The 24,258-nt window shown below is 42.4% G+C and carries 18 protein-coding genes and 1 pseudogene; 2 read left to right on the top strand and 17 right to left on the bottom strand.

Annotated features, from left to right (window positions below):
• Window positions 1-99 precede the first annotated feature (99 nt).
• A complete protein-coding gene (locus FTU19_RS14010) occupies window positions 100-1,272 on the top strand; it encodes a diguanylate cyclase (protein ID WP_257225470.1) in 1,173 nt (390 codons plus the stop codon).
• A 144-nt stretch (window positions 1,273-1,416) separates the two neighbouring features.
• On the top strand, window positions 1,417-3,969 hold the full coding sequence (locus FTU19_RS14005; RefSeq protein ID WP_180131687.1) for an EAL domain-containing protein: 2,553 nt from the start codon (window positions 1,417-1,419) through the stop codon (window positions 3,967-3,969).
• On the opposite strand, the gene FTU19_RS14000 is transcribed toward FTU19_RS14005, so the two are convergent.
• From FTU19_RS14000 to ampC, 17 genes and pseudogenes are all read right to left on the bottom strand, one after another.
• Window positions 3,959-4,600, bottom strand: a complete 642-nt coding sequence (locus tag FTU19_RS14000; protein WP_004783142.1) for an ATP-binding cassette domain-containing protein — start codon at window positions 4,598-4,600, stop codon at window positions 3,959-3,961. The genes FTU19_RS14005 and FTU19_RS14000 overlap by 11 nt on opposite strands.
• Before the next feature lies 1 nt (window position 4,601).
• A complete protein-coding gene (modB, locus tag FTU19_RS13995) occupies window positions 4,602-5,285 on the bottom strand; it encodes a molybdate ABC transporter permease subunit (RefSeq protein ID WP_180131685.1) in 684 nt (227 codons plus the stop codon).
• A 26-nt stretch (window positions 5,286-5,311) separates the two neighbouring features.
• The gene (gene modA / locus FTU19_RS13990) at window positions 5,312-6,073 is read right to left on the bottom strand and encodes a molybdate ABC transporter substrate-binding protein (RefSeq protein ID WP_180025567.1); all 762 of its coding nucleotides are present in this window, start codon (window positions 6,071-6,073) and stop codon (window positions 5,312-5,314) included.
• A 15-nt stretch (window positions 6,074-6,088) separates the two neighbouring features.
• Complete coding sequence (locus FTU19_RS13985; RefSeq protein ID WP_180131682.1) at window positions 6,089-7,318, bottom strand: molybdopterin molybdotransferase MoeA; 1,230 nt, start codon at window positions 7,316-7,318, stop codon at window positions 6,089-6,091.
• A complete protein-coding gene (gene moaCB / locus FTU19_RS13980) occupies window positions 7,318-8,241 on the bottom strand; it encodes a bifunctional molybdenum cofactor biosynthesis protein MoaC/MoaB (RefSeq protein ID WP_179993156.1) in 924 nt (307 codons plus the stop codon). The genes FTU19_RS13985 and moaCB overlap by 1 nt, the downstream gene beginning before the upstream one ends.
• Before the next feature lie 49 nt (window positions 8,242-8,290).
• Window positions 8,291-8,839 (bottom strand): molybdenum cofactor biosynthesis protein MoaE, encoded by a 549-nt coding sequence (locus FTU19_RS13975; protein WP_179993155.1) that lies wholly within the window; start codon window positions 8,837-8,839, stop codon window positions 8,291-8,293.
• A gap of 1 nt (window position 8,840) precedes the next feature.
• The gene (locus tag FTU19_RS13970; RefSeq protein ID WP_005234437.1) at window positions 8,841-9,092 is read right to left on the bottom strand and encodes a MoaD/ThiS family protein; all 252 of its coding nucleotides are present in this window, start codon (window positions 9,090-9,092) and stop codon (window positions 8,841-8,843) included.
• A 1-nt stretch (window position 9,093) separates the two neighbouring features.
• Window positions 9,094-10,146, bottom strand: coding sequence for a GTP 3',8-cyclase MoaA (gene moaA, locus FTU19_RS13965; RefSeq protein ID WP_180131679.1), 1,053 nt, complete (start codon window positions 10,144-10,146; stop codon window positions 9,094-9,096).
• Between the two features lie 135 nt (window positions 10,147-10,281).
• A complete protein-coding gene (locus FTU19_RS13960; RefSeq protein WP_180131675.1) occupies window positions 10,282-10,920 on the bottom strand; it encodes a molybdenum cofactor guanylyltransferase in 639 nt (212 codons plus the stop codon).
• Complete coding sequence (locus tag FTU19_RS13955; protein WP_180131672.1) at window positions 10,917-13,697, bottom strand: nitrate reductase; 2,781 nt, start codon at window positions 13,695-13,697, stop codon at window positions 10,917-10,919. The genes FTU19_RS13960 and FTU19_RS13955 overlap by 4 nt, the downstream gene beginning before the upstream one ends.
• A 280-nt stretch (window positions 13,698-13,977) precedes the next feature.
• Window positions 13,978-15,588, bottom strand: a complete 1,611-nt coding sequence (gene nirD / locus FTU19_RS13950; protein ID WP_179993151.1) for a nitrite reductase small subunit NirD — start codon at window positions 15,586-15,588, stop codon at window positions 13,978-13,980.
• 24 nt (window positions 15,589-15,612) lie between these two features.
• Window positions 15,613-18,159, bottom strand: a complete 2,547-nt coding sequence (gene nirB / locus FTU19_RS13945; RefSeq protein ID WP_218955217.1) for a nitrite reductase large subunit NirB — start codon at window positions 18,157-18,159, stop codon at window positions 15,613-15,615.
• 40 nt (window positions 18,160-18,199) lie between these two features.
• On the bottom strand, window positions 18,200-19,540 hold the full coding sequence (locus FTU19_RS13940; protein WP_004783163.1) for an MFS transporter: 1,341 nt from the start codon (window positions 19,538-19,540) through the stop codon (window positions 18,200-18,202).
• 531 nt (window positions 19,541-20,071) lie between these two features.
• On the bottom strand, window positions 20,072-20,773 hold the full coding sequence (locus FTU19_RS13935) for a VIT family protein (RefSeq protein ID WP_180131669.1): 702 nt from the start codon (window positions 20,771-20,773) through the stop codon (window positions 20,072-20,074).
• A gap of 330 nt (window positions 20,774-21,103) precedes the next feature.
• Complete coding sequence (locus tag FTU19_RS13930) at window positions 21,104-21,586, bottom strand: VOC family protein (RefSeq protein WP_179993149.1); 483 nt, start codon at window positions 21,584-21,586, stop codon at window positions 21,104-21,106.
• Window positions 21,587-21,791: 205 nt separating this feature from the next.
• The gene (locus FTU19_RS13925) at window positions 21,792-22,709 is read right to left on the bottom strand and encodes a LysR family transcriptional regulator (protein ID WP_179993148.1); all 918 of its coding nucleotides are present in this window, start codon (window positions 22,707-22,709) and stop codon (window positions 21,792-21,794) included.
• A 274-nt stretch (window positions 22,710-22,983) separates the two neighbouring features.
• Window positions 22,984-24,129, bottom strand: a pseudogene (gene ampC, locus FTU19_RS13920) (class C beta-lactamase).
• Window positions 24,130-24,258 lie beyond the last annotated feature (129 nt).

The following is a 24,258-nucleotide window of genomic DNA, read 5'->3' as shown; positions in this document are numbered from 1 at the left end:
AATCATTTGAATGATTTCTTCTTGGTCTACGTGCCATAAAATACTCCATATATTGATGTTTATAACATCATTTGAGGAGCAGAATATCACTTATAGGAGTTGTTCAAATTTACGGATCCATCTCTTATTTCCTCACCCTATTATTCATTAAAAGGTAATCTGGTCGTCCTGGTTAGTTTTCCCATCTTTGATCAGAATAATAAATACCAAGGCTTTATTGCAGGGTTTATCTATTTACATGAAGAATCCTTATTAAAGACACTTTTAAGCGAAAATTATGGTTATAAAAATAGCTACTTATATGTTTTTGATAAAGAACATAAAATTATTTATCATCCAGAAAGAGAGAGAATTGGAAAAACATTCCAACACAATACCGGTTTAGCTTATATGGAGTCTCATAGCTCAGGTAAAATAAAATTAAACAACGATATGGGAGTTAGCGAACTAGCAAGTTTTGCAAAAATTCCTACCACTAACTGGACCGTGGTGTTTCAGCAGCCTACAGAAGATTTATTCGCCCAAGCCCGTCTTCTTGCCTACAAAGTAATTGGCACAATTTTTGTTATCTATATTATTATCTTTTTAATCATCTGGCGTATTTCAAAATCTATTACCTCTCCATTAAATGATCTTGCCAAAATGGCAAGTCATTTGAATGATCCAGGTATCACTGAAAAGATTAATCATATTACGCCTTGGTATTTTGAAGTTTTTAAATTCAAGAGATCCCTATTATCTAGTGTAAATGTTTTTAATCAGGAGATTGAAGAACTTAAACAGGATACTTTAACCGATCCTTTAACCGGCTTTTATAATCGTCGTGGCTTTGAACTATTTTTAAATGATTTAATTAGCAATAAAACTTATTTTGCTGTGGTGGTTTTGGATATTGACTATTTCAAGAAAATTAATGATCGTCATGGGCATGATATGGGTGATGTGGTATTAACCAAAGTTGCCGGATTTATTCGGGAAAGTTTTCGTGAACAGGATATTTGCTGTCGCGTTGGTGGTGAAGAATTTATTATTCTTGCGCCAGTCAAAGAGATTTCACATGCAACTAAAATCGCTGAAAGATTAAGACATAAACTGGCATCGACTTATTTACTTGAAGTAGGAATAGTCACTGCTTCACTCGGTATTGCACACTGGCCTTTAACTTCGTCTGATATCAAAGAAGTTTTAAAACAAGCAGATACGAATTTATATCAAGCCAAACATTTAGGGAGAAATCGTGTGGTGACAGGTGAAAAAAGTGCTCAGTTATAATATTTTTATACAGTTATTAAGTAGATAATTTAAATATATTATTTTGTTATTGTGTTATGGGGTTTAGATCTTTTATTCAAAAAAACAGTATAATTTCTCTAATACTTCTAGGTTTATATAGAGGTTTATACTTAAGGATACAATATGACTTCTTTTTATAATGGAGGCACCAGCCAAGAGATTTTTAATCTGATTGGTCAAGCTGCTGCCTTAGAGGATATCATAGATGCGATTACCGCATGGTTAGGGGACAAAATCCCGGATGCACTGGTATCTGTCATGTTGTATTCGGAACAGGAACAAACGCTTAATTTAATAAAAGAACCAGCCTATTTTTCCAGAGAATATGTAGAAGCTTCAAAAGATCTAAAAATCGGCCCGAATGTTGGCGCTTGTGGTGCAGCTGCATATCATCGTCGTTTAGTGGTCTGTGAGGATTTACTCAATGATCCGAACTGGGTCGCATATAAAGATCTGGTTAAACAAAATGGTTTAAGAGCCTGCTGGTCGGTACCAATTGCCAACGGGAGTGGCAAACTTTTTGGCTCTTTTGGTACTTATTATCGTTCGATCAAGTCTCCTACTCCCAATGAAATTGACCTGCTGCAATATGCAGCTTCGCTGATCGCCTTAACCTTTGAGCTGTATGAAGAACGCAAAAAACGAAATCAGCTCAAAGATAAATATCAGTCATTTTTCTCTTTTCATCCCGATGCAATTTTTGAGCATAATCTGGACGGCAATATTGTAGATGCCAATCTGGCCACCAAATTTTTTAACGAAGTTGGTGTTAAATCGCATATCGGAACTAAAATTGATCATTTTATTGAACCTGAACATCGCCCTCTTGCCTTAGAAGCCTTTGAGCAGGCCAAGCATGGCTTGACTGGACATCTTGAAGTTCAGGCACATAACTCGGCAGGACAGAAATACTGGCTCGATTTAACTTTTTTGCCAATTAAAGTGAATGAGGAAATTGTCGGTATTTTTAGCGTGGCACGCGACATTACTGAACGTTATCAAAACAATGAAATGCTGCGCTTAATGAAACGTAGTGTCGATGCAAATCCGCATGGCATTATTTTAACCTCGGCAGAAAATGACCAGCCTATTGAATATGTTAATCCGGCCTTTGAGCAGATTACCGGTTATAGCCTGGAAGAACTCAAAGGAAAAAATTGCCGCATCTTGCAGGGACCTGATACTTCCGCGGAAAGCGTCCAGCAAATCAGCGAAGCCATTCAGAATAAATCTGAAATCAAGATTGTCCTGAAAAATTATCGTAAGGATGGACACTGGTTCTGGAACAAGCTGAATCTCGGCCCGGTCTTTGATGATAATCATAAATGCACTCATTTTATTGCCATTCAACAGGATGTGAGTCAGCATGTTGCCCAGCAAGAACTAATCGCTTATCAGGAATCACATGACCATTTAACCGGCTTTATCAACAATAAGCTGTTTGAAGAAGTGGTTCAGGAAAAACTGCATCTAGCGCAGAGTGGTTCTGCAAATCTAGTGCTTTTATATCTGGATCTGGATGATTTTGAACCTTTGAATCAAAGCCTCGGTCATGATATTGGCGATAAAATTTTAAAACTAGTGGGCAATCGTCTGAGCCAAAACCTGGAGCCGGAAGATGTAATTTCCAGATTTTCAGGAGATGAGTTTGCAATTTTATTAACTCAAATGAATGATCTCAAGCAAGTTGCTGTACGTGCCGAAGAAATCATCGCCGGATTATCTCAACCTTTTCACGTAGATGGTTACGACATTCATCTAAGTGCCAGTATTGGTGTGGCTGATGCTGATCCAGACATTAAATGTGTTAAGCAGTTTATCAATGCTGCTAAAGATGCCATGCGTGACGCCAATGCCGAAGGGGGTAATACCTGGCACTGGTATAATTTCACGAAAGAGCCTTTACCGAAGGTAGATTATGTACAGCTTCGTCATGAACTGATGGTCGCTCTGCATGAACAGCAGTTTAAACTGTTTTATCAGCCAATTCTGGACAGTGAAACGGGCAAGGTCAAATGTCTGGAAGCCTTGATTCGCTGGCAACACCCAGAAAAAGGCTTTATTTCTCCTGCCGACTTTATTCCTTTTGCAGAAAGAACTGGTCAAATTGTCTCGATTGGCGAATGGGTGCTCAGACAGGCTTGTGAGGAAGTCAAAGCCTGGAATATGCAGCATGAGACTCAAATTTCGGTTGCCGTCAATCTGTCTCCCTTACAGTTTAAAAGAAGTGGATTCCTGAGCGATCTACAGCAATTATTAGCAGAAATTGAATTCCCGCATGAGCTGCTTAAACTGGAAGTGACTGAAAGTATGCTAATCGCCAGCGGTGATAAGTCGATTGAGATCTTAAAAAATGTCCGGGCTTTGGGGATTAAAGTGTCGGTGGATGACTTTGGCACTGGTTATTCGAGTTTAAGTTATTTACGTAGTCTTCCGATCGATGAGATCAAACTGGATCGTAGCTTTGTACAGCATTTACCCGGCAATCCACGAGATGAGGCCATTATTGAAGCCATGATTACCCTAGCGCATAAGCTGGATCTGGAAGTTGTTGCGGAAGGAATTGAAAATCCTGAACAGGCTGAGTGCTTAAAGTCGCATCATTGTGATTATCTGCAAGGTTTTTACTATGCAAAACCTGCCCGGCTCAATCAGCTAGAGTTAATCAGTTCCTGATTAATATGCCCTGTTTGAGCTGTACAGTTTCAGCTTCTAAGTAAGCTAACTCTTCCAGATGATGGGTCACATAAACCATGGGTAAATTCAGCTCATCTTTAATCCGTTTTAGGAACGGTAAAATCTGCTGTTTTAACTGTTGATCCAGTCCCGTTAAAGGTTCATCTAGTAGCAACAAATTTGGTGAAGACAATAATGCTCGACCAATAGAGACACGCTGTGCTTCCCCACCTGAGAGTTGGTGTGCTCTACGATATATTAAAGGTTTTAATTCTAATAATTCTACGATGTCTTCAAACTTGAATTTTCGATCTGCTTTAGATATCAGTTTTTCTGCATAACATAGGTTCTGCTGCACATTCATATGTGGAAACAGCAAAGCATTCTGGAAAACTAATGCAATTTTGCGCTGATGCATTGGAATATTAATTTTCTTTTCTGTATTGATTAAATCTTGATGTTTAAACTGAATATATCCTTGATCAGGTTTTAATAGTCCAACAATATTTTTGAGTAAAGTACTTTTTCCGCTTCCAGATGCACCGACGATCCCCAATAGTTGCTGCGATATTTCCAGTTTAATATTCAACTCGAAATCGGCTTGTTGATATTGAAAATCACACTTCAACATTTCAGCCTCCCAATTTCCGTTGATAGTTTTGCAAAATAAAATAATTGGCAATTAAGGCAGTAAATGCCAAAAAAATAGATAAAACCACCAGACGCATCGCCATTTCTTCACCATTCGGTTGTTGCAATAAGGAATAAATTGCGATGGGAATAGTGCGGGTTTCATCCGGAATATTTCCCACAAAAGTAATGGTGGCGCCAAACTCACCCAGACTGCGGCTAAAACATAAGATGCTGCCAATCAGCATACCGGGAATCGCCAGAGGTAAATTGATACTCCAAAACACTTTCCACGGTGCTGCGCCCAATGACCCTGCGATATGTTCGAGTTGCTGATTCATAAGCTGAAATGACAAACGAATCGGTTGCACCATCAATGGGAATGCGACAATCATCGAGGCCAATACTGCCCCTTTCCAGTTAAATGACAGTTGTAGCCCGAGTGTATTGAGATATTGGCCAATCATGCCCTGATTACCAAACAGCACCAGAAGCAGATAACCTAGAACCACAGGTGGCAGCACCATCGGCAATTGCAAACATGCTTCGACCAAAAACTTGAGCCGAAATTCATGTCTGGCCAGAACCCAAGCCAATACTACTGCAAAAGGTAAGCAGAATAAGGTCGCAAAGCTGGCCACTTTGGCAGACAGATAGAGTGCACTGAGTTCTTCTGGACTTAACATCTTGCAGTTATTTCTCCAGTCATTGTTTAGGGATTCAGCCTAAATCCATATTTTTGAAAGATAGCTTTGGCCTGCGCGCTTTTTTGTATAAATTGTTCAAATTGCACTGCTTCTTTATTCTGTGCGCCTTGCCATGTCAAAGCTAAAGGATAAATAATCGGACTATGTAAATTTGCTGGGAAAGTACCGATGATTTTTACTTTTCGGCTGATCAAGGCATCAGTTTTATAGACAATCCCAACTTCACACTCGCCACGTTCGACAAAAGCCAAAGCCGAGCGCACATCATCCGTTCCAACAATTCGTCCTTTTAAGCCATTTAACCAGTTCAGTTGGGTCAGACTTTGCCTGGCATATTTTCCGGCAGGCACTGATTCCATTTGCCCGGTACATACATAACCTTTAAAGGACTGGGCAAAATTAAAACTGGACTGGGGTTTAAAATGAATATTCAGATGTTTCGGGCTGATCGCCACTAACTGATTTAACAGGATGGGATGAACTGAACTGGAATTTATAAGTTTCTTGTGTACCAGATAATTCATCCAATCCTGATCAGCTGAAAAGTATAGATCACTACTAGCTCCTGCTTCGATCTGTTTGGCTAAAGCAGAAGATGCACCAAATACGGAAATAATCTTAGTTTGTGGATGTTGGGCTTGGTAAATCCTGGAAATTTCGGTCACAGCATTATTTAGACTCGCTGCGGCGTAAACCTTCACTGTTCCTGCATGGACTGAGGAAAACATCATGGCAATGCACATGGATAAAAACAGAGATTTTTTCATGTGCATCTACCCTTATCAGTGAATAAATAAGCCTTGAACAAGATCCCCTTCTTTCAGGCTTTTTCCTGCCGGAATGCGAACCAGACAATTGGCCTGCATGAGATTGCTCAGCATATGTGATTGCTGCTTAGACAGACTTTTAACTCGTAAAACCGACTGCTCAAAGCTGGCAGACATTCTTAAAAAGCGCTCTCTGGCATTCATTTTCAGATCATGGGTGAGTACAGCATTAAACCAGTTCGGCTGAGATTTGTGTCCTTGTAAGGCATTTAATAAAGTTGCGGTGTAGATCTGCATGCCCACATACACTGCTGCGGGATTGCCCGGTAAACCCAGCAGATAACAATGTGAACTATCATTGCGCTGTAGCTGGGCAAAGAACATCGGCTTGCCCGGCTTCTGTTTTACTTTCCAGAATATCTGGTCGAAACCTAAATTTAGTGCTACAGGCCGAATGAAATCATAATCTCCGACAGATACACCGCCCGTGGTTAAAATCAGGTCATGGCTTGCTGATAATTCTTGAATGAGATCCCATACTGCCGCTTCAGTATCTGCAACATGAAAAATCTCAACCTGCTGCCCAGCTTGCTGAAACCAGGCTTCAATCAGGGGACCGTTGGCATCAAAAATTTTACCCGCTGCAAAATCCTCGATACTTTCAGCAACTTCATCACCTGTAATGACCACAGCCACTTTAGGATATTGAAAAACCTCAACAGTATTGATTCCTGCCATGCTTAAAGAGGCAATTGCACCGACTGACAGCTGCTGACCTTTATTGGCCAATAATTGCCCGACTGAAATTTCTTCGCCCACATCCCGAATATCGGCATGAATTTTAAGCTGTTCCGTAATTTTGATTCTGGATAAATCAATTGCTTGAACGATTTCCTGACGTGCGACCGTAGTAGTCCCAAGCGGAATTTTAGCGCCGGTAAAAATCCTGACTGCCTGACCATCCTGAAGTTGCAGTTCACCTTGTTGTCCCGCCCGAATTTCACCAATCAGTTGGAATTCGCGTTCTGGTTCAATTGCAGATTGGGTACACAGTGCATGACCATCTACGGCACTTTGCGAAAATAACGGTAGATTAATCCCAGAATAAATATCTTCTGCCAGATAACGATTTAAGGCCTGATTCAACTTCAGTCGTTCCGTTGCTAACACTTGAGTATGCTGCAAAATTAATTTTAAAGCCTGATCGACTGTAATCAGGCCATGTTCTGCTCCACATCCAGACATTATTGATAACCGCCTTGATGTGGAATATTTTTTTGCACATCAAATAAATGTACCAACGCTGGTAGTACGGCAATTAAAGATTCTTTGGCGCCTTGTCGGCTGCCCGGTAAAGTCATTACCAAACTGTTATCAATATAGCCAGCAACGCCACGACTCAAAGCAGCATACGGCGTGCGTTTCTGGCCGAAACTGCGTGAAGCTTCCATGAGTCCAGGAATTTCCCGTTTCAGTAAAGGCTGTAAAGTTTCAACTGTTAGATCTTTAGGACCTAAGCCTGTTCCACCTACAGTCAGGATCAATGGATAGTCATTTTTCTGTTGATGAACCAATGCCAATAACTGTTCAGGATCATCTGGAATTACCTGATAGGCAATATTTTCAAAATTGGCTTCTTGTAATATTTCCAGGACATTTTGCCCTGCTGTATCCGGTTTTTTACCGGCAGCGACTGTATCTGAAAGCACAATGATGGATGCTGGCAAGGCTTCTTTTAAGACACGGGTAAAATGCGATTTACCGCCTTTTTTCTTTTGCAATTTACATTGATCCAGACATAAGTCTTCCGGTTCACAATGTGGTTTGAGCATGTCATAGAGGGTTAATCCAGCCAGACTAACGGCAGTCAAGGCTTCCATTTCCACACCAGTTGGACCAATAGTCTCTACTGTGGCAATAATTTCGACATGTGCATCAAACAGTTCATATTCCACATCTGCACGATAAATTGGTAAGGGATGACAAAGTGGAATCAGTTCATCGGTTCGTTTAGCCCCTAAGATTCCGGCGATGCGAGCTGTCTTTAGAGCATCACCTTTTTCCGTATTGCCATTTCGTAATAACTCAATGCAATGTGGCGGTGCATGCAGAATCCCTGTAGCTACTGCAGTCCGATAACTTTCTGCTTTCATCCCGACATTTTTCATTGCATGTTCCTATAGTTCATTTCTTCTTAAAACGTGTGTCTGTTCTGACTTATATCGGCCATTGATAGATGAATGGTGTATTCTCTTTGGCATGATGACAATGTTGATGCGTCTCATCTGAATGTTTTGGATGATGATGCATGTGAGCAGTTTCTACATCTTTACGGATACAACATCCCTCAACATATTGACTGCTGCCATCCATATAAAACTCTTCTTTCCAGACTGGCACCTCATGTTTGACCCGCTCTACTGCTTCCTCACAAGCAGCAAAAGCCTCATGTCGATGTGCAGCATAAGCAATTGCAATAATGGCTTTTTCACCAATATCTAATGCCCCAATTCGATGAATCACCCGCACATAGGACACGCCGTATTTGGCCTGGATTTCCTGTTCAATCTGGCGAATCATTTTTTCTGCAACAGGTGCATAGGCCGTATATTTCAGTGCCTTGACTGCTTTACCTTCATGGTGATTGCGTACCGTTCCAATAAATACTCCAACTCCACCACATTCAGGAAAAGACTGGATCGGATCAAAACTTTCCAGATCTAAAGTAGTATCTTGAATCCTAGAAAATTGCTTGAATTCGCTCATTTCAGCCTCCTGCGACAGGTGACAACAGCACCAAAGTACTGTCAGCATTAAGAGGTGTCTGACGTGAAATGATGTCTTCACCAATGGCACAGGCACAGCGTTCAATCATGCCAAATGCATCAGGATAATCTTGTCCCACCTGATTCAAAACTTCAGATACGGTACTTTGAGATTTGCAGATAATTTCGAGATCTTGCGGTAACTGTCGCTCTACCGCACCGAAGGCTTCAATTCTGATTCTGATCTGTGACATCTTAGCCTCCTATCATGTGCATACTAATTTTGCGGCTGTTTTGATTCATACTTTGATTTTTTAAACGCTGCTCTATGGCATGAAAGCCCTGTTCTTTGTTCCAGATATATCGGGATAAAGCACCATACAAATTCAACTCACTTAGAGCGACAGATGAATTTAGTGATTTGATTTCCTTTTTAAGATTCAAGCCTTGAGGTGCAAACAGGCAGTTATAAAATTCACCTTGTGCAGTCAATCGCAAGCGGTCACAGCTGCCACAAAATGAATTGGTAATGGTTGAAATAATTCCAATCGGATGGCCATCAATCAGATACTGGCGTGCGGGTTCCGAAGCTGATTGGGCAGAATTATTAGTTTTTTGAGTGAGCGTAAATTCAGTCGCCAAAGTTTCTAAAATGTATTGTTCACTGACTACATGCTCAGTAGACCAATTGTGATCACCATCAAGTGGCATAAATTCGATAAAGCGCAGGACAATATTTTGCTGAACTGACCAGCGCGCCAATGGCAGGATCTGATCATCATTGATACCCTGCATCAGCACGGTATTGATCTTAACCGGTAAACCTGCAGCTTGTGCTGCCTGAATTCCTTCCAGTACAGGTGCCAAATCCTTTTGGGTCAGCTGTTTAAACTGATCAGCATCCAGACCGTCCAAACTAATATTCAGGTCATCCAGTCCCGCCTGCTTTAAGGCCTGTGCATATTGTTTTAAGTAATGCGCATTCGTAGTCATGGAAATGCGTTGTAGTCCCAGCTTTTTCAGCGCTTGCAGTTGTTCAACAAAATGCACTACGCCCTGACGCATTAAAGGCTCACCACCGGTAATGCGGATATACTGAATGCCATGACGCACCATAAAATCGCAAAATTGATACAGCTCTTCAAAACTGAGCAGATCGTGTTTTTTCGTCCATTCCGGATGTTCAGGCATACAATAAACACATTTAAAATTGCAGCGATCGGTCACTGAAATCCTTAGCTTGCGCTTGCCACGACCGAATTGATCGACAAACAAGGCATCATTTTTAAGCTGTGTCATCATATTCATGTTGAACATCCATCTTCAGGCATTGGGTGGGTTGTTGCACATATGCAGTGCGCGAAACTCAAATCGCCCAATCTTGTAATAATTAGATTTGCAATAATTGTTCCAACTTTGTGCCAAAAGTAAAATATTCAGTTTTTAGTGCAGAAATTTGAGCTGTTGATACTGTTGCAGTTCATCCAGCGAGTTAATACTGTGAAAAAATAGCGCACGATTTTTAAAACGTGCCACTTGTGCGTGCAAATCAGCAAAACAGTGTTTAAGGCTGCGCTGTTCCTGTTCAAGATGTAATTTCAGGGTTGCCAGACTGCTGCGTTTAACCAGACAAAATGGATAAAGTGGCTTGCCGTTAATTTCCACATAAGCCACTTCAGCCAGACTGTTTTTGGCTAGAGCCTGATGCAACTTGAGCAATACTCTGGAAGGAATATAAGTTAGGTCACAAGGGACAAACAGCACATAATCCGACTGCACATGCGACCAGGCACTTTTCATGCCCATTAACGGCCCCTGAAAGCCTGGCTCATCATCTTGATAATAATGAACACTGGGAATAAGTTTCTGATAAATGGAATAGTCGCGATGGCTGTTAATCCAGACCTGTGCAACATTCGATTTCAGCTGTTGGTGAATTTTGATCAGCTGAATCTGGTCATCGAATTTCTGCAACAGTTTATTGATGCCATTCATGCGTCTTGCCTGTCCACCCGCCAGAATCACCAGATCGGTACGCGGATAGGCTGTTTTATTATTTTCTCTATCGGCTCCTTTTTTCATTCTACCGTCTCCAATTGACATGTTTTAATCAGGCCACGGATTTCAGGTAAACACGAACCACAATTCCCTCCGGCTTTTAAACATGCGGTCACCTGTTTTTCATCCGTAATATTTTTAGTTTTAATGGTTTCAATGATGCGGTTTTTACCGACTTTAAAACAGCTACACACCAGTGGACCTTCATTATTTGCCATCGACATCGGCTGTCCGGCAAGTAGAGCCTTACGGTGCATAGCGCTTAAACGTTCACGTTTAAACAGACTTGCTACCCAGTCGCGGTCCGGCAATAAAGCCTTCGGTGCAATATATAGGCTGGCAATCACATGACCATCCTGAAGTATCACGCTATGACTGATGTGGGCGGTCTGATCTTCGAGATTCAGCCATTCAAAACTTTCATCCTGAAATGGCAATAATTCTTTTAAATGCTCAGTGGTGTAGCTAAATTTTTTCCGGTCCGCCAGTTCATAACGTATTGCATTGCTGGTAGTGATTTTAGTCCACCACACGGTAGCTTCAATCGACGGCTGTACGATTTTTTCAAAGCCTTGACGCACATAAAATACGCCTTGCCACTGGCTATAAAATGGATGGATGATAACCGGAGTATGCTTGAATTCTGGCTCACCCGAAATAGCATCCACTACCGGATTCACCACCTTGCCAATCCGGGCATCGGATGCGACCTGATCATTCCAGTGAATCGGGGCAAAGACCTGTCCACGGCGGATATTGTCACTAATAGTCGCACGCAAGACACAATTGCCCCACTGCGATTTCACCTCAACCAATTCACCATCCTGAATCCCGTATTTTAGTGCATCATTCGGGTGAATTTCACAGTAAGGTTCGGCACGGTGCGTACTCAAATTCGCCGATAAACCGGTACGGCTCATGGTATGCCATTGGTCACGAATCCGGCCAGTATTCAAAATTAAAGGATATTCACTAGAGGTTTGATGAACCGGATTGACTGCTGAAATTGCAATGAATTTGGCTTTACCATCTGCATGGCTATACTGGCCTTCGCTATAGAGTCGAGCTACTGAATCTTCTGCCTGATCTTTTCTCCATACTGGCCACTGTACCGGTTTCAGTTCATCATATTCAGCTAGGCTTAAATCGGTTAGGCCTTTTAAATTAAAATAGCGGAAATATGGCGTTTCAGATCGCTGACTTAAATCAGAGTTTTGCTCAGCAGATAATTGGGCATGCTCCAGAAAAATGTCATGGCTATTATTAAAATCAAAACCTGTGAAACCCATCTTCTGAGCCACTTGACTGATCGCCCACCAGTCAGCTTTGGCTTGCATCGGTGCATCTAAAAAAGCACGCTGTCTGGAAATACGACGTTCTGAATTGGTCACGGTGCCATCTTTTTCCCCCCAACCTAAAGCAGGTAACAAGACATCAGCATATTGTGTGGTATCCGTATCCTGACAGATATCAGACACTACCACGAATTCACATTTGTCCAGGGCGCGTTTGACCTGATCTGCATCTGGCAAGCTGACCACCGGATTGGTGGCCATAATCCAGATCGCCTTGATCTTGCCGCTTTCAACGGCCTGGAATAAATCGACTGCTTTCAGTCCTGCTTGTTTAGCAATATACGGGCTTTGCCAGAAATTTTGTACCAGCTGCTGATGTCCCGGATTTTCTAAATCCAGATGTGCAGCCAGCATATTGGCTAGTCCACCGATTTCACGGCCACCCATGGCATTTGGCTGACCAGTCATGGAAAATGGCGCTGCACCGAGCTTACCAATTTTACCCGTGAGCAAATGACAGTTAATAATACTGTTGGCTTTATCGACGCCACGTGATGACTGGTTTACGCCCATGGAGAACAAGGTCATCACTTTTTCGGTTTGGGCAAATTTTTCAAAGAATTGAGTGAGTTTAACTGCTGAAATACCGGTACGTGCAGCTACATCCTCAATCGAAGCTTCAGTAGAACTACTCGCTAAAGCCTGTTCCAACCCTTGGGTATGTGCGGCAACAAATGCATCATCGACGTAACCATGCTGATGCAAATACTGTAATAAGCCATTAAACAGCGCCACATCCTGACCTGGCAGAATTGGTAGGTGTAGATCTGCTGCTTCACAGGTACTGGTAAAACGCGGATCAACCACGACCACAAACAGGTCGCGCTGTTCCTTGGCTTTCATAATGCGCTGATACAGCACTGGATGACACCAAGCGGTATTGGAACCGACCAGTACCACCATGTCAGTATGTTCGAAATCTTCGTAGCTGGCTGGAACCAAATCTTCGCCAAAAGCTCGTTTATGTGCAGCAACAGCTGAAGACATACACAGACGTGAATTGGTATCGATGTTTGCAGTACCGAGATAGCCTTTGACGAATTTGTTCACTACATAATAGTCTTCAGTCAGCAGCTGACCCGAGACATAAAAGGCAATGCTGTCACGACCATACTGGTCGATACATTGCTGAAATTTATTGGCAATGGACGAAACTGCAGTATCCCAACTCGTGTCTTCACGCTGATCTTTCCGACCCAGCATTGGCTGCAGTAAACGAGTTTCAAGTCCTAGGGTATCGGCCAAATTACTGCCTTTAATACACAGCTTACCGTAATTAGAAGGATGATTGGCATCGCCTTCAACAGTCACTTTCGGACCTGATGTGGTCGGCGTTACATGTGCAGTCACACCACAACCCACGCCACAATATGGGCACGTGGTCTGTGTAGTTTTAGTTTTTAATTCTGTGGAGCTTTCAATTTCCACAACGGGAATACTGTTCATGGATGCTCCTTAGGAGTTGAAACACAATTTAATTCTTTTCAAAAAAGGTTCATTACAACGGTGTCTTTTCAATGCAACTCATTTATTTGGATCAACCTTCGGTTCGACCTACTTTTCTTTCGGGAAAAGTAGGCAAAACCATTGTCATCCGCAAAACTCGCCCTCATCCGGCATGTATCAAAAAGGTCGCAGAAACATTCATTTTCATATTTTGTCTTGGCTCAAACAGTTGCGGATGACGTTTCCGCGGATCTTGGTTTCACCATGACAAATTGATTTTTTACCCTGCTTTCTTTAATGCAAAATCCCGACCAAACAGCAGTTTATTTCGAATCGAAGTGATCGGTGTCTGATCTGCAATCAGTTCGGCATACCAGGTACCGTCTTCCGTATCACCAAACAGCACCGCACCAATGACTTTATCCTTTTGAATAATAATGCGTTTATAGATCTGACGCTTTTCATCATTCAGTACGATATCTTCAAAATCATCTTTTGGTTCGAAGTCACCTGCAGAGAACACATCACAACCACTCACTTTCAGCTGAGTCGGAACCGTTGGCGATTTAAAGGTCAGGCTGCCATGCTCGGCCAGATGTGATGCACAAATGAACGCCTGGCCCCAAAGTGGTTCAACCAGACCAAAGGTTTGACCACGGTGCTCGATACATTCACCCATCGCATAAATACTTGGGTCAAAAGTCTGCATGGTGTCATTCACTAGCACACCACGGTTGCAACGCAGACCGGCACTTTGCGCCAATGCGATATTTGGACGAATACCAACTGCGAAGACCACCAAATCAGCAGCCAGCACGGTGCCATCTTTTAGTTTCACTTGGGTCACATGACCTTCTTCACCAATTAAGCATTCGGTATTGGCTTCAGTCAGGATGGTGATACCTTTCTGCTCAATCGCTGTTTTCAGCATCTGACTGGCTTTGCTGTCCAGCTGACGATCCATGATACGATCCATCAGATGCAATACTGTGACATTCATGCCTTGCTGTTTCAGACCGTAAGCTGCTTCCAGACCCAGTAGACCACCACCAATCACCACCGCATTTTTCTTGGTTTTGCAGTAGTCCAGCATGGTATTTACATCATAGATGTCGCGGAAGCTGAGTACACCTTTTAAGTCGCTACCTGGAATTGGCGGAACGAATGGTTTGGAACCCGTCGCCAGAATTAAACGGTCATAACTGATCACTTCGCCTTTTTCGGTATAAACCTGCTTACGCAGACGATCGATACGAACCGCTGGATCACCTGCAACCAGACGGATACCTTTGTCGGCATACCATGCATGCGGATGTAGCATGATGTCATCAATGGTTTTCTCGCCAGAAAGCACTGGCGACAGCATGATGCGGTTGTAGTTACCCCACGGCTCTTCACCAATCACAGTAATTTCATAACGGTCTGGTGCCATATCCAGCAGGTCTTCCAGACAACGCATGCCTGCCAGACCATTACCGACCAGTACCAGTTTCATTTTTTCCGGTGAAACACCGTTGTTGGTGATATAGGTTTTTTGTGGCACTGGGCTAATGAACACCTTGCCATTTTCAATTTTGTTTGGAAATACCAGCAGTTTTTGATCTTTATCTTCCAGACAGCGGCCAGTCGCCAGACTGAAATGTTGCTTGTAAATTGGTGAAGCGACAACACGCTCGCCTTGCAGGTCACCAATGATACCGCGTGACATCACAAATGCTTTACTAAATGGATCTTGGTTACTGAGTGCATAAACACGTTTTTCTGAGCCCACACGGAATATCGCAATTTGCTGATCTTCCACCAATGCCGCTACGCCAGTATTTGGGGTAATGTCATCCAGTGCACACACTTCAACCCAATTCAGTTCATTCATATCTTTTAAAATTGTCATATTCTTGCTCCTTTATTCTTTGAATCAGGCTTCAACTACCGGAATACGGCTGGCATTGCGTTCAGCTTCAGTTTTTGGACGGATCTGACCGCGCACTTCAGTAAATTGAACGTGCGGATCGTTTTGCTGTTCAGCCTTGGCATTAATAAAGGTTTTGAAACGTTTACGGACTTCTGGATCTTCAACTGCAGTACGCCATTCATCCTGATAAGTGCCCACCACATGCTCCATACGACGCTCGAGTTCTGCTGCCAGACCCAGTGAGTCATTCACAACGACATCTTTCAGATAATCCAGGCCACCTTCGAGATTGTCGCGCCATACTGAAGTACGTTGCAGACGGTCTGCAGTCTGGATATAGAACATGAAGAAACGGTCGATATAGCGGACTAGAGTTTGTGTATCCAGATCTGATGCCAGCAGTTCCGCGTGGCGTGGTTTCATACCGCCGTTACCGCAGACATACAGGTTCCATCCTTTTTCAGTGGCAATCACACCAACGTCTTTGCTTTGTGCTTCGGCACATTCACGGGTACAGCCAGACACGGCCATTTTCAGTTTGTGTGGAGAACGTAAGCCCTTATAGCGGTTTTCCAGATAGATCGCCAAGCCCACAGAATCATCCACACCATAGCGGCACCAGGTGCTACCCACACAAGATTTCACGGTACGCAGCGATTTACCGTAAGCATGCCCCGATTCAAAACCGGCATTGATCAGTTTTTCCCAGATTTCTGGTAATTGATGCAGTTGCGCACCAAACATATCGACACGCTGGCCGCCAGTCAATTTGGTGTACAGACCATATTCTTTAGCAATTTGACCAATGACGATCAGACCATCTGGAGTGACTTCACCACCTGCCATACGAGGAACGACAGAGTAAGTACCATCTTTTTGAATGTTACCGAGGTAGTAGTCGTTACTGTCTTGCAGGCCGGCATGGCTTGGTTTCAGGACAAAGTCGTTCCAGCAAGATGCAAGAATATTGGCCACTGTTGGCTTACAGATATCACAGCCCAGACCATGACCATGTTGCTGGATCAGGTCATCAAAAGTTTTGATCTCATTGACGCGCACCAGGTGATACAGCTCTTGGCGTGAATAAGCAAAGTGTTCACACAGATGGTTATTCACTGTCACGCCTTGGCGTTGCAGTTCAGACTTCAATACTTGAGTGACTAAAGGTGCACAACCACCACATGCAGTAGCTGCTTTGGTGCATTTTTTCAGAGCGCCTAGTGAAGTTGAACCATCGGCAATCGCTGAACAGATATCCGCTTTAGATACGTTATTACATGAACAGATCGTTGCGCTGTCTGGGAGCAGATCTACACCGCTACCGCCTGCTTTTGCAGTCGCTTGATCAAAGCCCGGCATGATCAGGCTTTCCGGATTTTCCGGGATTTCCAGACCATTTAGCATCATTTGCAGCAGGTCGTTATATTCTTTGGCACAACCGACCAGCACTGCACCGAGCAGTTTGGTTTTTTCAGCATTAACTACGATTTTTTTGTAGATCTGCGCTGCTTCATCTGCATAGAAGTAGCTCAGTGAACCTGGTGTCATGGCATGTGCATCGCCAACTGATGCAACATCCACACCCATCAGTTTCAACTTGGTGCTCATGTCTGCGCCAGCAAATGCTGCACATTCTTCTTGTAGGACATGTTTCGCAGCAATACGTGCCATGTCATAGCCGGGCGCAACCAGACCAAAAATCTTGTTATTCCACAGCGCACATTCACCAATTGCGTAAATGTCCGGATTTGATGTCTGGCAGTAATCATTGATCACGATACCACCGCGCTCACCAATCGCCAGCCCACTTTGACGTGCTAGCTCATCACGTGGACGGATCCCTGCAGAGAACAGAATGATGTCAGTTTCCAGCTCGGCACCATCACCAAACTTCATCACATGTTTAGCATTTACGCCGTCTTCAATAGACGAGGTGGCTTTTTGGGTATGGACTTTAACGCCTAGATCTTCGATTTTGCTGCGTAATACTTTACCGCCAAGATCATCAATCTGTACTGCCATTAAGCGTGGTGCGAATTCGACCACATGCGTTTCCAGATTCAGGTCACGCAGCGCTTTTGCCGCTTCCAGCCCCAGCAAACCACCACCAATCACGACACCGTTTTTGGCATTCAAGCTCGCTGCACGAATGGCATCCAGATCTTCAATAGTACGGTAAACAAAGCAATTTTCACGGTCATTACCAGGAATTGGCGGCACAAAAGCATAGGAGCCGGTAGCTAAAACCAGTTTGTCATAAGCAATCACATCGCCATGATTAGTGGTGGCTGTTTTATTAACAGTATCGATTGCAGTCGCTTTGGTACTCAAACGCAGATCAATTCCATACGCATCTGCAAAGTCATTACGGCAAAGGGTTAAATCCTTGGCTGATTTTCCAGTGAAATATTCAGTTAAATGTACACGGTCATAAGCCAGACGCGGCTCTTCTGCCAGAATAGTGATTTCAACCTCATCACCCGCATGCTCAAGCACAGATTCAATAAATTTGTGTCCTACCATGCCATGGCCAATCATTACCAGTTTCATATTCCTTCTCCTAAATTTTCTAAATCTTGTATCTTGTGTTTTAAGCCAGGTTGTTTCGTTCAAGAACAGCTTCTTCATATAGCTTTTGCTCTTTGGCCTTATGCTCAACCGAGAAGCGAATCATCAGAACAAAACTTGCTGCAATCACGACCAGGCCGCCAAGTGCCATCAGACAGGTTTGAATATCCAGCATGCCTTTAAGTAAGAATCCTGCGGCGACCGCACCCACGTTACCGCCTGCACCGATAATGCCGGCCACACCACCTAAAGCATCACGGTCAATAAATGGCACCAGCGCATACGTTGCACCACATGCCATGTGGGTAAATAATGCGAAGACAGTCATGGTGATGATGGCCAGCATGGCACTGTTCATTTGCGAGAATAAAATCAGGAATAAGCCTTCCATCAAGATCATGGCAAACAGCACTTTGGTACGTCCGTCCAGGCCTTTTTTGATGGCAACTTTATCTGAAACAATGCCACCCAGTGCACGGGCAAATAGTGCTAGCAGACCGAAGATCCCGGCCGTCATACCTGCTTCTTTTAAACCAAAGCTGAAGTTTTCTACGTAGTACATGGCTACGATGTTATGAATGAAGATTTCGATACCGAAACAGGCCGCATAAGCGCCAAATAGAATCCAGACACGGTAGTTACGTGCAGCATGCATCAGAATTGCCATGCCACCTTTTTTCTCGCTACCTACCTGGATTCCTGCTGCACGCAGTTCTTTAAAGTTGCCTTGTGGACAGTCCTGAGTGAATTTCCAGTACAATGCACCGACGATCACCATCATTAGGCCTGGAACGATCAGTGCAATTCTCCAGCCCATCGCCTGTTCAACACCGAACATCACCAACGCAGCTAGAAGTAAGGGCATCAAGGCTTGAGTCGCACCACCACCGGCATTGCCCCAACCTGCACTTGCTGCATTGGCTGTACCGACCACATTTGGCGCAAACATGATGCTGGTGTGATATTGGGTAATGACGAAACTGGCACCAATGGCACCAATCAGTAAGCGGAAAAACAGAAAGGACTCATAGCTATTCGCAGAGGCCACACCAAAGACCGGGATACTGCCGAGTACCAGTAATGCGGTATAGGTTTTTCGTGGACCATATTTGTCACATAGCGGACCGACAATCAGTCGAACCAGAATGGTGATCGCGACTGCTGCAATATTGATATTGGCGATTTGATCTTTGGTTAAGCTGAATTCACCTGCGATCACAGGCATCAGCGGTGCACAGGCGAACCAGGCAAAGAAGCAGACAAAAAACGCGAGCCAACTCATATGGAAGGCTCTCATTGCTGCGCTGCTGAAATTCAAAAGACTTATTTTTGTTGCTTTCTTTTCATATAAATTTGAAGACATCACCATCTCCTTCCAGAACTGAACGTATAGGCTTATCTGCTATGCGAATCGCTGCACACCAGATGCGATCAGAACGGACGTCATTGGCCGTCTTACAAATTTCTTTAGAGTCGTCTTTGACTCAAATTCTAATAAGCACAAAGCGTGCCAATAAAATAGTTATACGAATAAGTATTTGTATTTATATTAATTATCTAGAGGTACTTTTATATTTTTTCTAAATTATAGTGACTGAGAACCAAGCTCTTTCTTATTTTCCTGAGAATATTCATATCCAGATTTTAAAATTGCCACTTCACTGCGCCTTTTGGCACAGCTTTAGTGCAAGGAAGCATATAATCAAATTAGGTATTTTTAATTAAAGAAAAACTTGTAGTTAAAATTTAATTTTTTTAAATGAGTTAGTTACTTAAAAATCTAGATGTGTCTAATACAATTCAATGAGGAAAATTTTAATTCAAGATTATGTACTTCACTTGAATTTTGGACATATAGAGAACAATATAAATTTATTCCATATTTTTTAAATAATTACATGGTAGTAACATTAAATAGAGAGCCAATCCAGAAACTGAATAGCATGGCAACGATGCCCCAAATCATGACACGCAGTGCGCCTTTCCACATGCTGCCACCACCTGCATAACTGGCTAATGCTCCCATCATTCCCAGACTAAGCACTCCCACCAGCATGACGCCCTGATCTAGCAAATGTGAAGGCAAAACCAAAATGGATACCAATGGAAATAAAGAACCTACCGTAAATGCTGATGCTGAAGAAAATGCCGCCGTAAAGGGCCGGGCAGCTGTCTGTTCCAGAATTCCAATTTCATCACGCGCATGCGCATCTAAGGCATTATGTGCAGTAAGCTGTTTTGCCACTTCTTCGGCCAGATCATCTTCTAAACCTCGCTTGATATAAATATTTTTCAGCTCTCTTAATTCATGTACGGGATGCAGATTTAATTCCCGCTCTTCCATGGCGAGATCATTTTTTTCAATATCCTGTTGCGACTTGACCGAGATATATTCCCCAGCTGCCATCGAGGCTGCACCAGAAATCAGGCCAGCAACACAAGCAATTAAAAGTGTTTGTGACGAAGCACCACTGGCTGCCATCCCGACAACCAGACTGGTCACGGAAATAATTCCATCATTGGCACCAAGCACTGCGGCACGCAACCAGCCAGAACGTTGTATATAGTGTTTTTCATGATGATGGGAATGAGGCATGTCTTTCTCGTTCTTCTAGCAGATGAAATAAGATTTTAAATTTTAGTCACTTACTATTTTATCATCTTACATTAAGCCAAATATTTCAAATATGAATCTTCACCTTCAGAGATATCTTCGAGTTTTATTTACTTATTTTTAAAAAAGAAAAATTATTTATTGTGAAGGCTTAAATAGATTTTAGCCAGCGGCCGCCATAAGCAACTCACTGGCTATACCTTAAAGGATGAACTTCTGATTATTATCAATGACCTCTCACTTTATATAAGTAATAAGGCCAAACGCTTAAACTAAATACATGGCATTAATCACTGATATCGAGACCATGCCTTAGCCTCGGATGGCAGCTTCAATTGCAGCGACATCAATTTTCTTCATGGTCATCATGGCATCAAAAGCTCTTTTAGCAACACCACGGTCTGAACTGTATGATGCTTCAAGCAAAGCTTTAGGGATGATTTGCCAAGATACTCCCCATTTATCCTTACACCATCCGCATTCACTTTCCTGACCACCATTATTGACGATCGCATTCCAATAGCGGTCAGTTTCTTCCTGATCTTCTGTGGCGACTTGAAATGAGAAAGATTCATTATGCTGAAATACAGGTCCTCCGTTTAAACCAATACATGGAATACCCAGTACGGTAAAGTCTACTGTGATGACATCACCTGCTTTACCAGAGGGATAATCTCCAGGTGCAAGAACGATGGCACCTACAGATGAATTTGGAAAAATTTCTGCATAAAATCGTGCGGCTTCTTCAGCATCATGATCGTACCAAAGACAAATGGTATTCTTTGCAATATTCATGATCTCACCTCTTCTTTCAGAATAGGTTTTAAACTACCTAAGAACTCTTCAATATCTCATCTACTAGTTGAGTCCTACTCTTCCCATCTTTCACCCAAAATTAAGATAAGCCTGTTTTAGAATTGTATATTTATTGATCTAATTGACTGAAAGCGTCATCAAAAAGAATAGTTTTAAAGAGTCGAGAGGAAACCTTTATCACCACTTAATCATAATATGTGGTTCTCTTTTTAGAGAATCGATCAAGCTGCTTTAAAAATCCTTCGAAATAATCTTTCTGCTTTTCTTCAGTTCGATAACCTGCATATAAAGTCCGACGTAATCCTTTAGGTGCTACACACTCCAAACGGCGCGAAGTCACCCAGCCCTTTTGTTCATATTCATTCACTACCCAATCTGGCAAGGCTGCAATTCCCCGACCACTGGCAACCAGTTGAATCAGCATTTGAGTCAAGTCGGTGGTGCGAATCTGTTTAGGTAAAATATTCGCTGGAATAAACAGGTGTGACATGATGTCCAGACGGTGCTTGTCCACTGGATAAGTAATCAGTGTTTCTTCCGCCAATTCTTGGACGCTAATGTTTTGGGCACGTACTAAAGGATGGGTATTCGACAGCACCAAGCGCGATTCATATTCAAAAATCGGGAAATACTCTATGCCCTTTAGTTCAATCGGATCAGCGGTAATAAGCAGATCGAATTCCCCTGTTTGTAACAGTTCATGCGGATTAGCCTCAAAACCTGAAGCGAAATCCAAATCTACATCTGGATATTGAATACGATATTGATTCAGTAAAGGCATCAACCAGTCGAAACAGCTATGGCATTCGGAAGAAAAAATAATCCGTCCTGTCTGCCCATGCACAATGCGAATGATATCACTCTGTGCAACATGGACTTGAGGCAAAATATCATCTGCCAGCTTCAGCAAGCGCTGCCCGACATTGGAAAAACTGACCGGGCGACTACGGCGATTGACGATTTCGACTCCGAACCATTGATCCAATTCACGAAGCTGATGGGACAAAGCTGAAGGCGTGAGACAAAGATCTCCTGCTGCTGCAACCAGTGAACCATGTTCCCGTAATGCGACTAAGGTTTTTAAATGACGAAGTTCTAACATGAATGCCCTGAAACCTATCTAATCTGATTCAATCTTAATTAAATAAGCTTACCCTATTTTGAACCTAAATATTATTAAATTTCATTTTAAAATTTATAGAATGAAATTTTCTCAACCAATAAAATCTACTACTCTTATCGATACAAAATAAAAACCTTCGAAATTAGGAGGCTTTTACTTCAGTTAGAGTTTAAGACTCAACCTCTTTTCAAAAGAAGGAAATACCCTAGCTCAAAAATCATGAGACATTTCCTTCTATTCAGGCTTAATAAACTTAACTGTTTTTTATGGTCTGAAAGACTTGATAGGCTGCCTTGATTCGCTCTGCATTGGGAATTTTTTTATTCATCAGCATGACCAGTCCAAAATTTTCTTCTGGAATAAACAGTACATAGGTTCCAAAGCCATTGGTTGAACCAGTTTTATGAAAAACTTGTGATTTTGCCTGAACAGTATTTTTGACTACTGGATTTGCTTGCATCACGACTTTTTCAGAATTACTTACCAGCAAAATATCGAGTGTCGTCGGATATGAAAAAGTCTCCCAACCGAGTGCTTGGGTCATTTTCCCAAGCTTAAAATATCCATGATGAGTTTCCAGAAGCGCTTGTTTAATATCAGGCTTGTTCTTTTTCAGATTCAGATTGGTATCTAATAATTTCAGCATATCGGGAAGTGTAGATTTCACCCCATAAGCCTGAGCATCCAGAGCTCCCGGGTTTACCCGCACCGGATGATTGTTCTGATCATAACCAAAAGCATAATGAACCCTTTGTGCTTTCGGAACATTGAGATAGGTATTCTTTAAATTGAGTTTTGGAAAAATCGTCTGTTCCAGCAATACGCTAAAAGGAACATTCATTGATCTTGCACTTAACTCACCAAATAAGCCAATACTGGGATTTGAATATTGCCGATATTGGCCAGGCGGATGTTTAACCTGCCAATTTTGGAAATACTCTAAAACTTGCTGATCAGTCTTAACCTGATCCGGAAATTGCAAAGGTAAGTTTCCACTCGTATAAGTCGCTAATTCCAGCAAACTGACTTTGTTGATTTCTGAATTCTTTAAATCAGGCCAATATTTAGCTGGATGATCATTAAAAGAAAGCTTGCTCTGACTCTTGGCATAGCCCCCTGCAATGCCCGTAAAGATTTTACTTACAGAACCTAATTCAAAAATTGTTTACCGATTTACAGCTTTATGGTCGATATGAGATTGCAGGCCATAATAGTATTCATGATTTTTTCCCTGATAAATCACCCCGACTGCCATTCCCAATACATCATATTGTTGCATGAGCGGCTTGAATGACTGATCAATAGCAGCCTTAATATAATATCCCTTTGTTTCATCTGCATTTGCCTGAACGCTAAATCCTATAGCCAAGACAATGATTCCTGCCTTAAATCCCTTCACATTAGATCTCTTTCATAAATCAAAAAACGATCTTCTTTTTGGTTAATATTTGCACTCCGGATTTCTTAGCATTCGTGCATAATCTGCGGATGAAATACATCGATTCAAACAAGCTTTCTGATCCTCAGT

Origin of the sequence: Acinetobacter sp. YH12072 (assembly GCF_013419565.1) — a bacterium.
Classification (GTDB): domain Bacteria; phylum Pseudomonadota; class Gammaproteobacteria; order Pseudomonadales; family Moraxellaceae; genus Acinetobacter.
This window is presented reverse-complemented; position numbering and strand designations above follow the sequence as displayed.

Bases quoted from the DNA above. Each gene is read 5' to 3' on its own strand.
- FTU19_RS14005 (WP_180131687.1), top strand. From the start codon at position 1,417: ATGACTTCTTTTTATAATGGAGGCACCAGCCAAGAGATTTTTAATCTG.
- FTU19_RS14000 (WP_004783142.1), bottom strand. From the start codon at position 4,600: ATGTTGAAGTGTGATTTTCAATATCAACAAGCCGATTTCGAGTTGAAT.
- modB (WP_180131685.1), bottom strand. From the start codon at position 5,285: ATGTTAAGTCCAGAAGAACTCAGTGCACTCTATCTGTCTGCCAAAGTG.
- modA (WP_180025567.1), bottom strand. From the start codon at position 6,073: ATGAAAAAATCTCTGTTTTTATCCATGTGCATTGCCATGATGTTTTCC.
- FTU19_RS13985 (WP_180131682.1), bottom strand. From the start codon at position 7,318: ATGTCTGGATGTGGAGCAGAACATGGCCTGATTACAGTCGATCAGGCT.
- moaCB (WP_179993156.1), bottom strand. From the start codon at position 8,241: ATGAAAAATGTCGGGATGAAAGCAGAAAGTTATCGGACTGCAGTAGCT.
- FTU19_RS13975 (WP_179993155.1), bottom strand. From the start codon at position 8,839: ATGAGCGAATTCAAGCAATTTTCTAGGATTCAAGATACTACTTTAGAT.
- FTU19_RS13970 (WP_005234437.1), bottom strand. From the start codon at position 9,092: ATGTCACAGATCAGAATCAGAATTGAAGCCTTCGGTGCGGTAGAGCGA.
- moaA (WP_180131679.1), bottom strand. From the start codon at position 10,146: ATGAATATGATGACACAGCTTAAAAATGATGCCTTGTTTGTCGATCAA.
- FTU19_RS13960 (WP_180131675.1), bottom strand. From the start codon at position 10,920: ATGAAAAAAGGAGCCGATAGAGAAAATAATAAAACAGCCTATCCGCGT.
- FTU19_RS13955 (WP_180131672.1), bottom strand. From the start codon at position 13,697: ATGAACAGTATTCCCGTTGTGGAAATTGAAAGCTCCACAGAATTAAAA.
- nirD (WP_179993151.1), bottom strand. From the start codon at position 15,588: ATGACAATTTTAAAAGATATGAATGAACTGAATTGGGTTGAAGTGTGT.
- nirB (WP_218955217.1), bottom strand. From the start codon at position 18,159: ATGAAACTGGTAATGATTGGCCATGGCATGGTAGGACACAAATTTATT.
- FTU19_RS13940 (WP_004783163.1), bottom strand. From the start codon at position 19,540: ATGTCTTCAAATTTATATGAAAAGAAAGCAACAAAAATAAGTCTTTTG.
- FTU19_RS13935 (WP_180131669.1), bottom strand. From the start codon at position 20,773: ATGCCTCATTCCCATCATCATGAAAAACACTATATACAACGTTCTGGC.
- FTU19_RS13930 (WP_179993149.1), bottom strand. From the start codon at position 21,586: ATGAATATTGCAAAGAATACCATTTGTCTTTGGTACGATCATGATGCT.
- FTU19_RS13925 (WP_179993148.1), bottom strand. From the start codon at position 22,709: ATGTTAGAACTTCGTCATTTAAAAACCTTAGTCGCATTACGGGAACAT.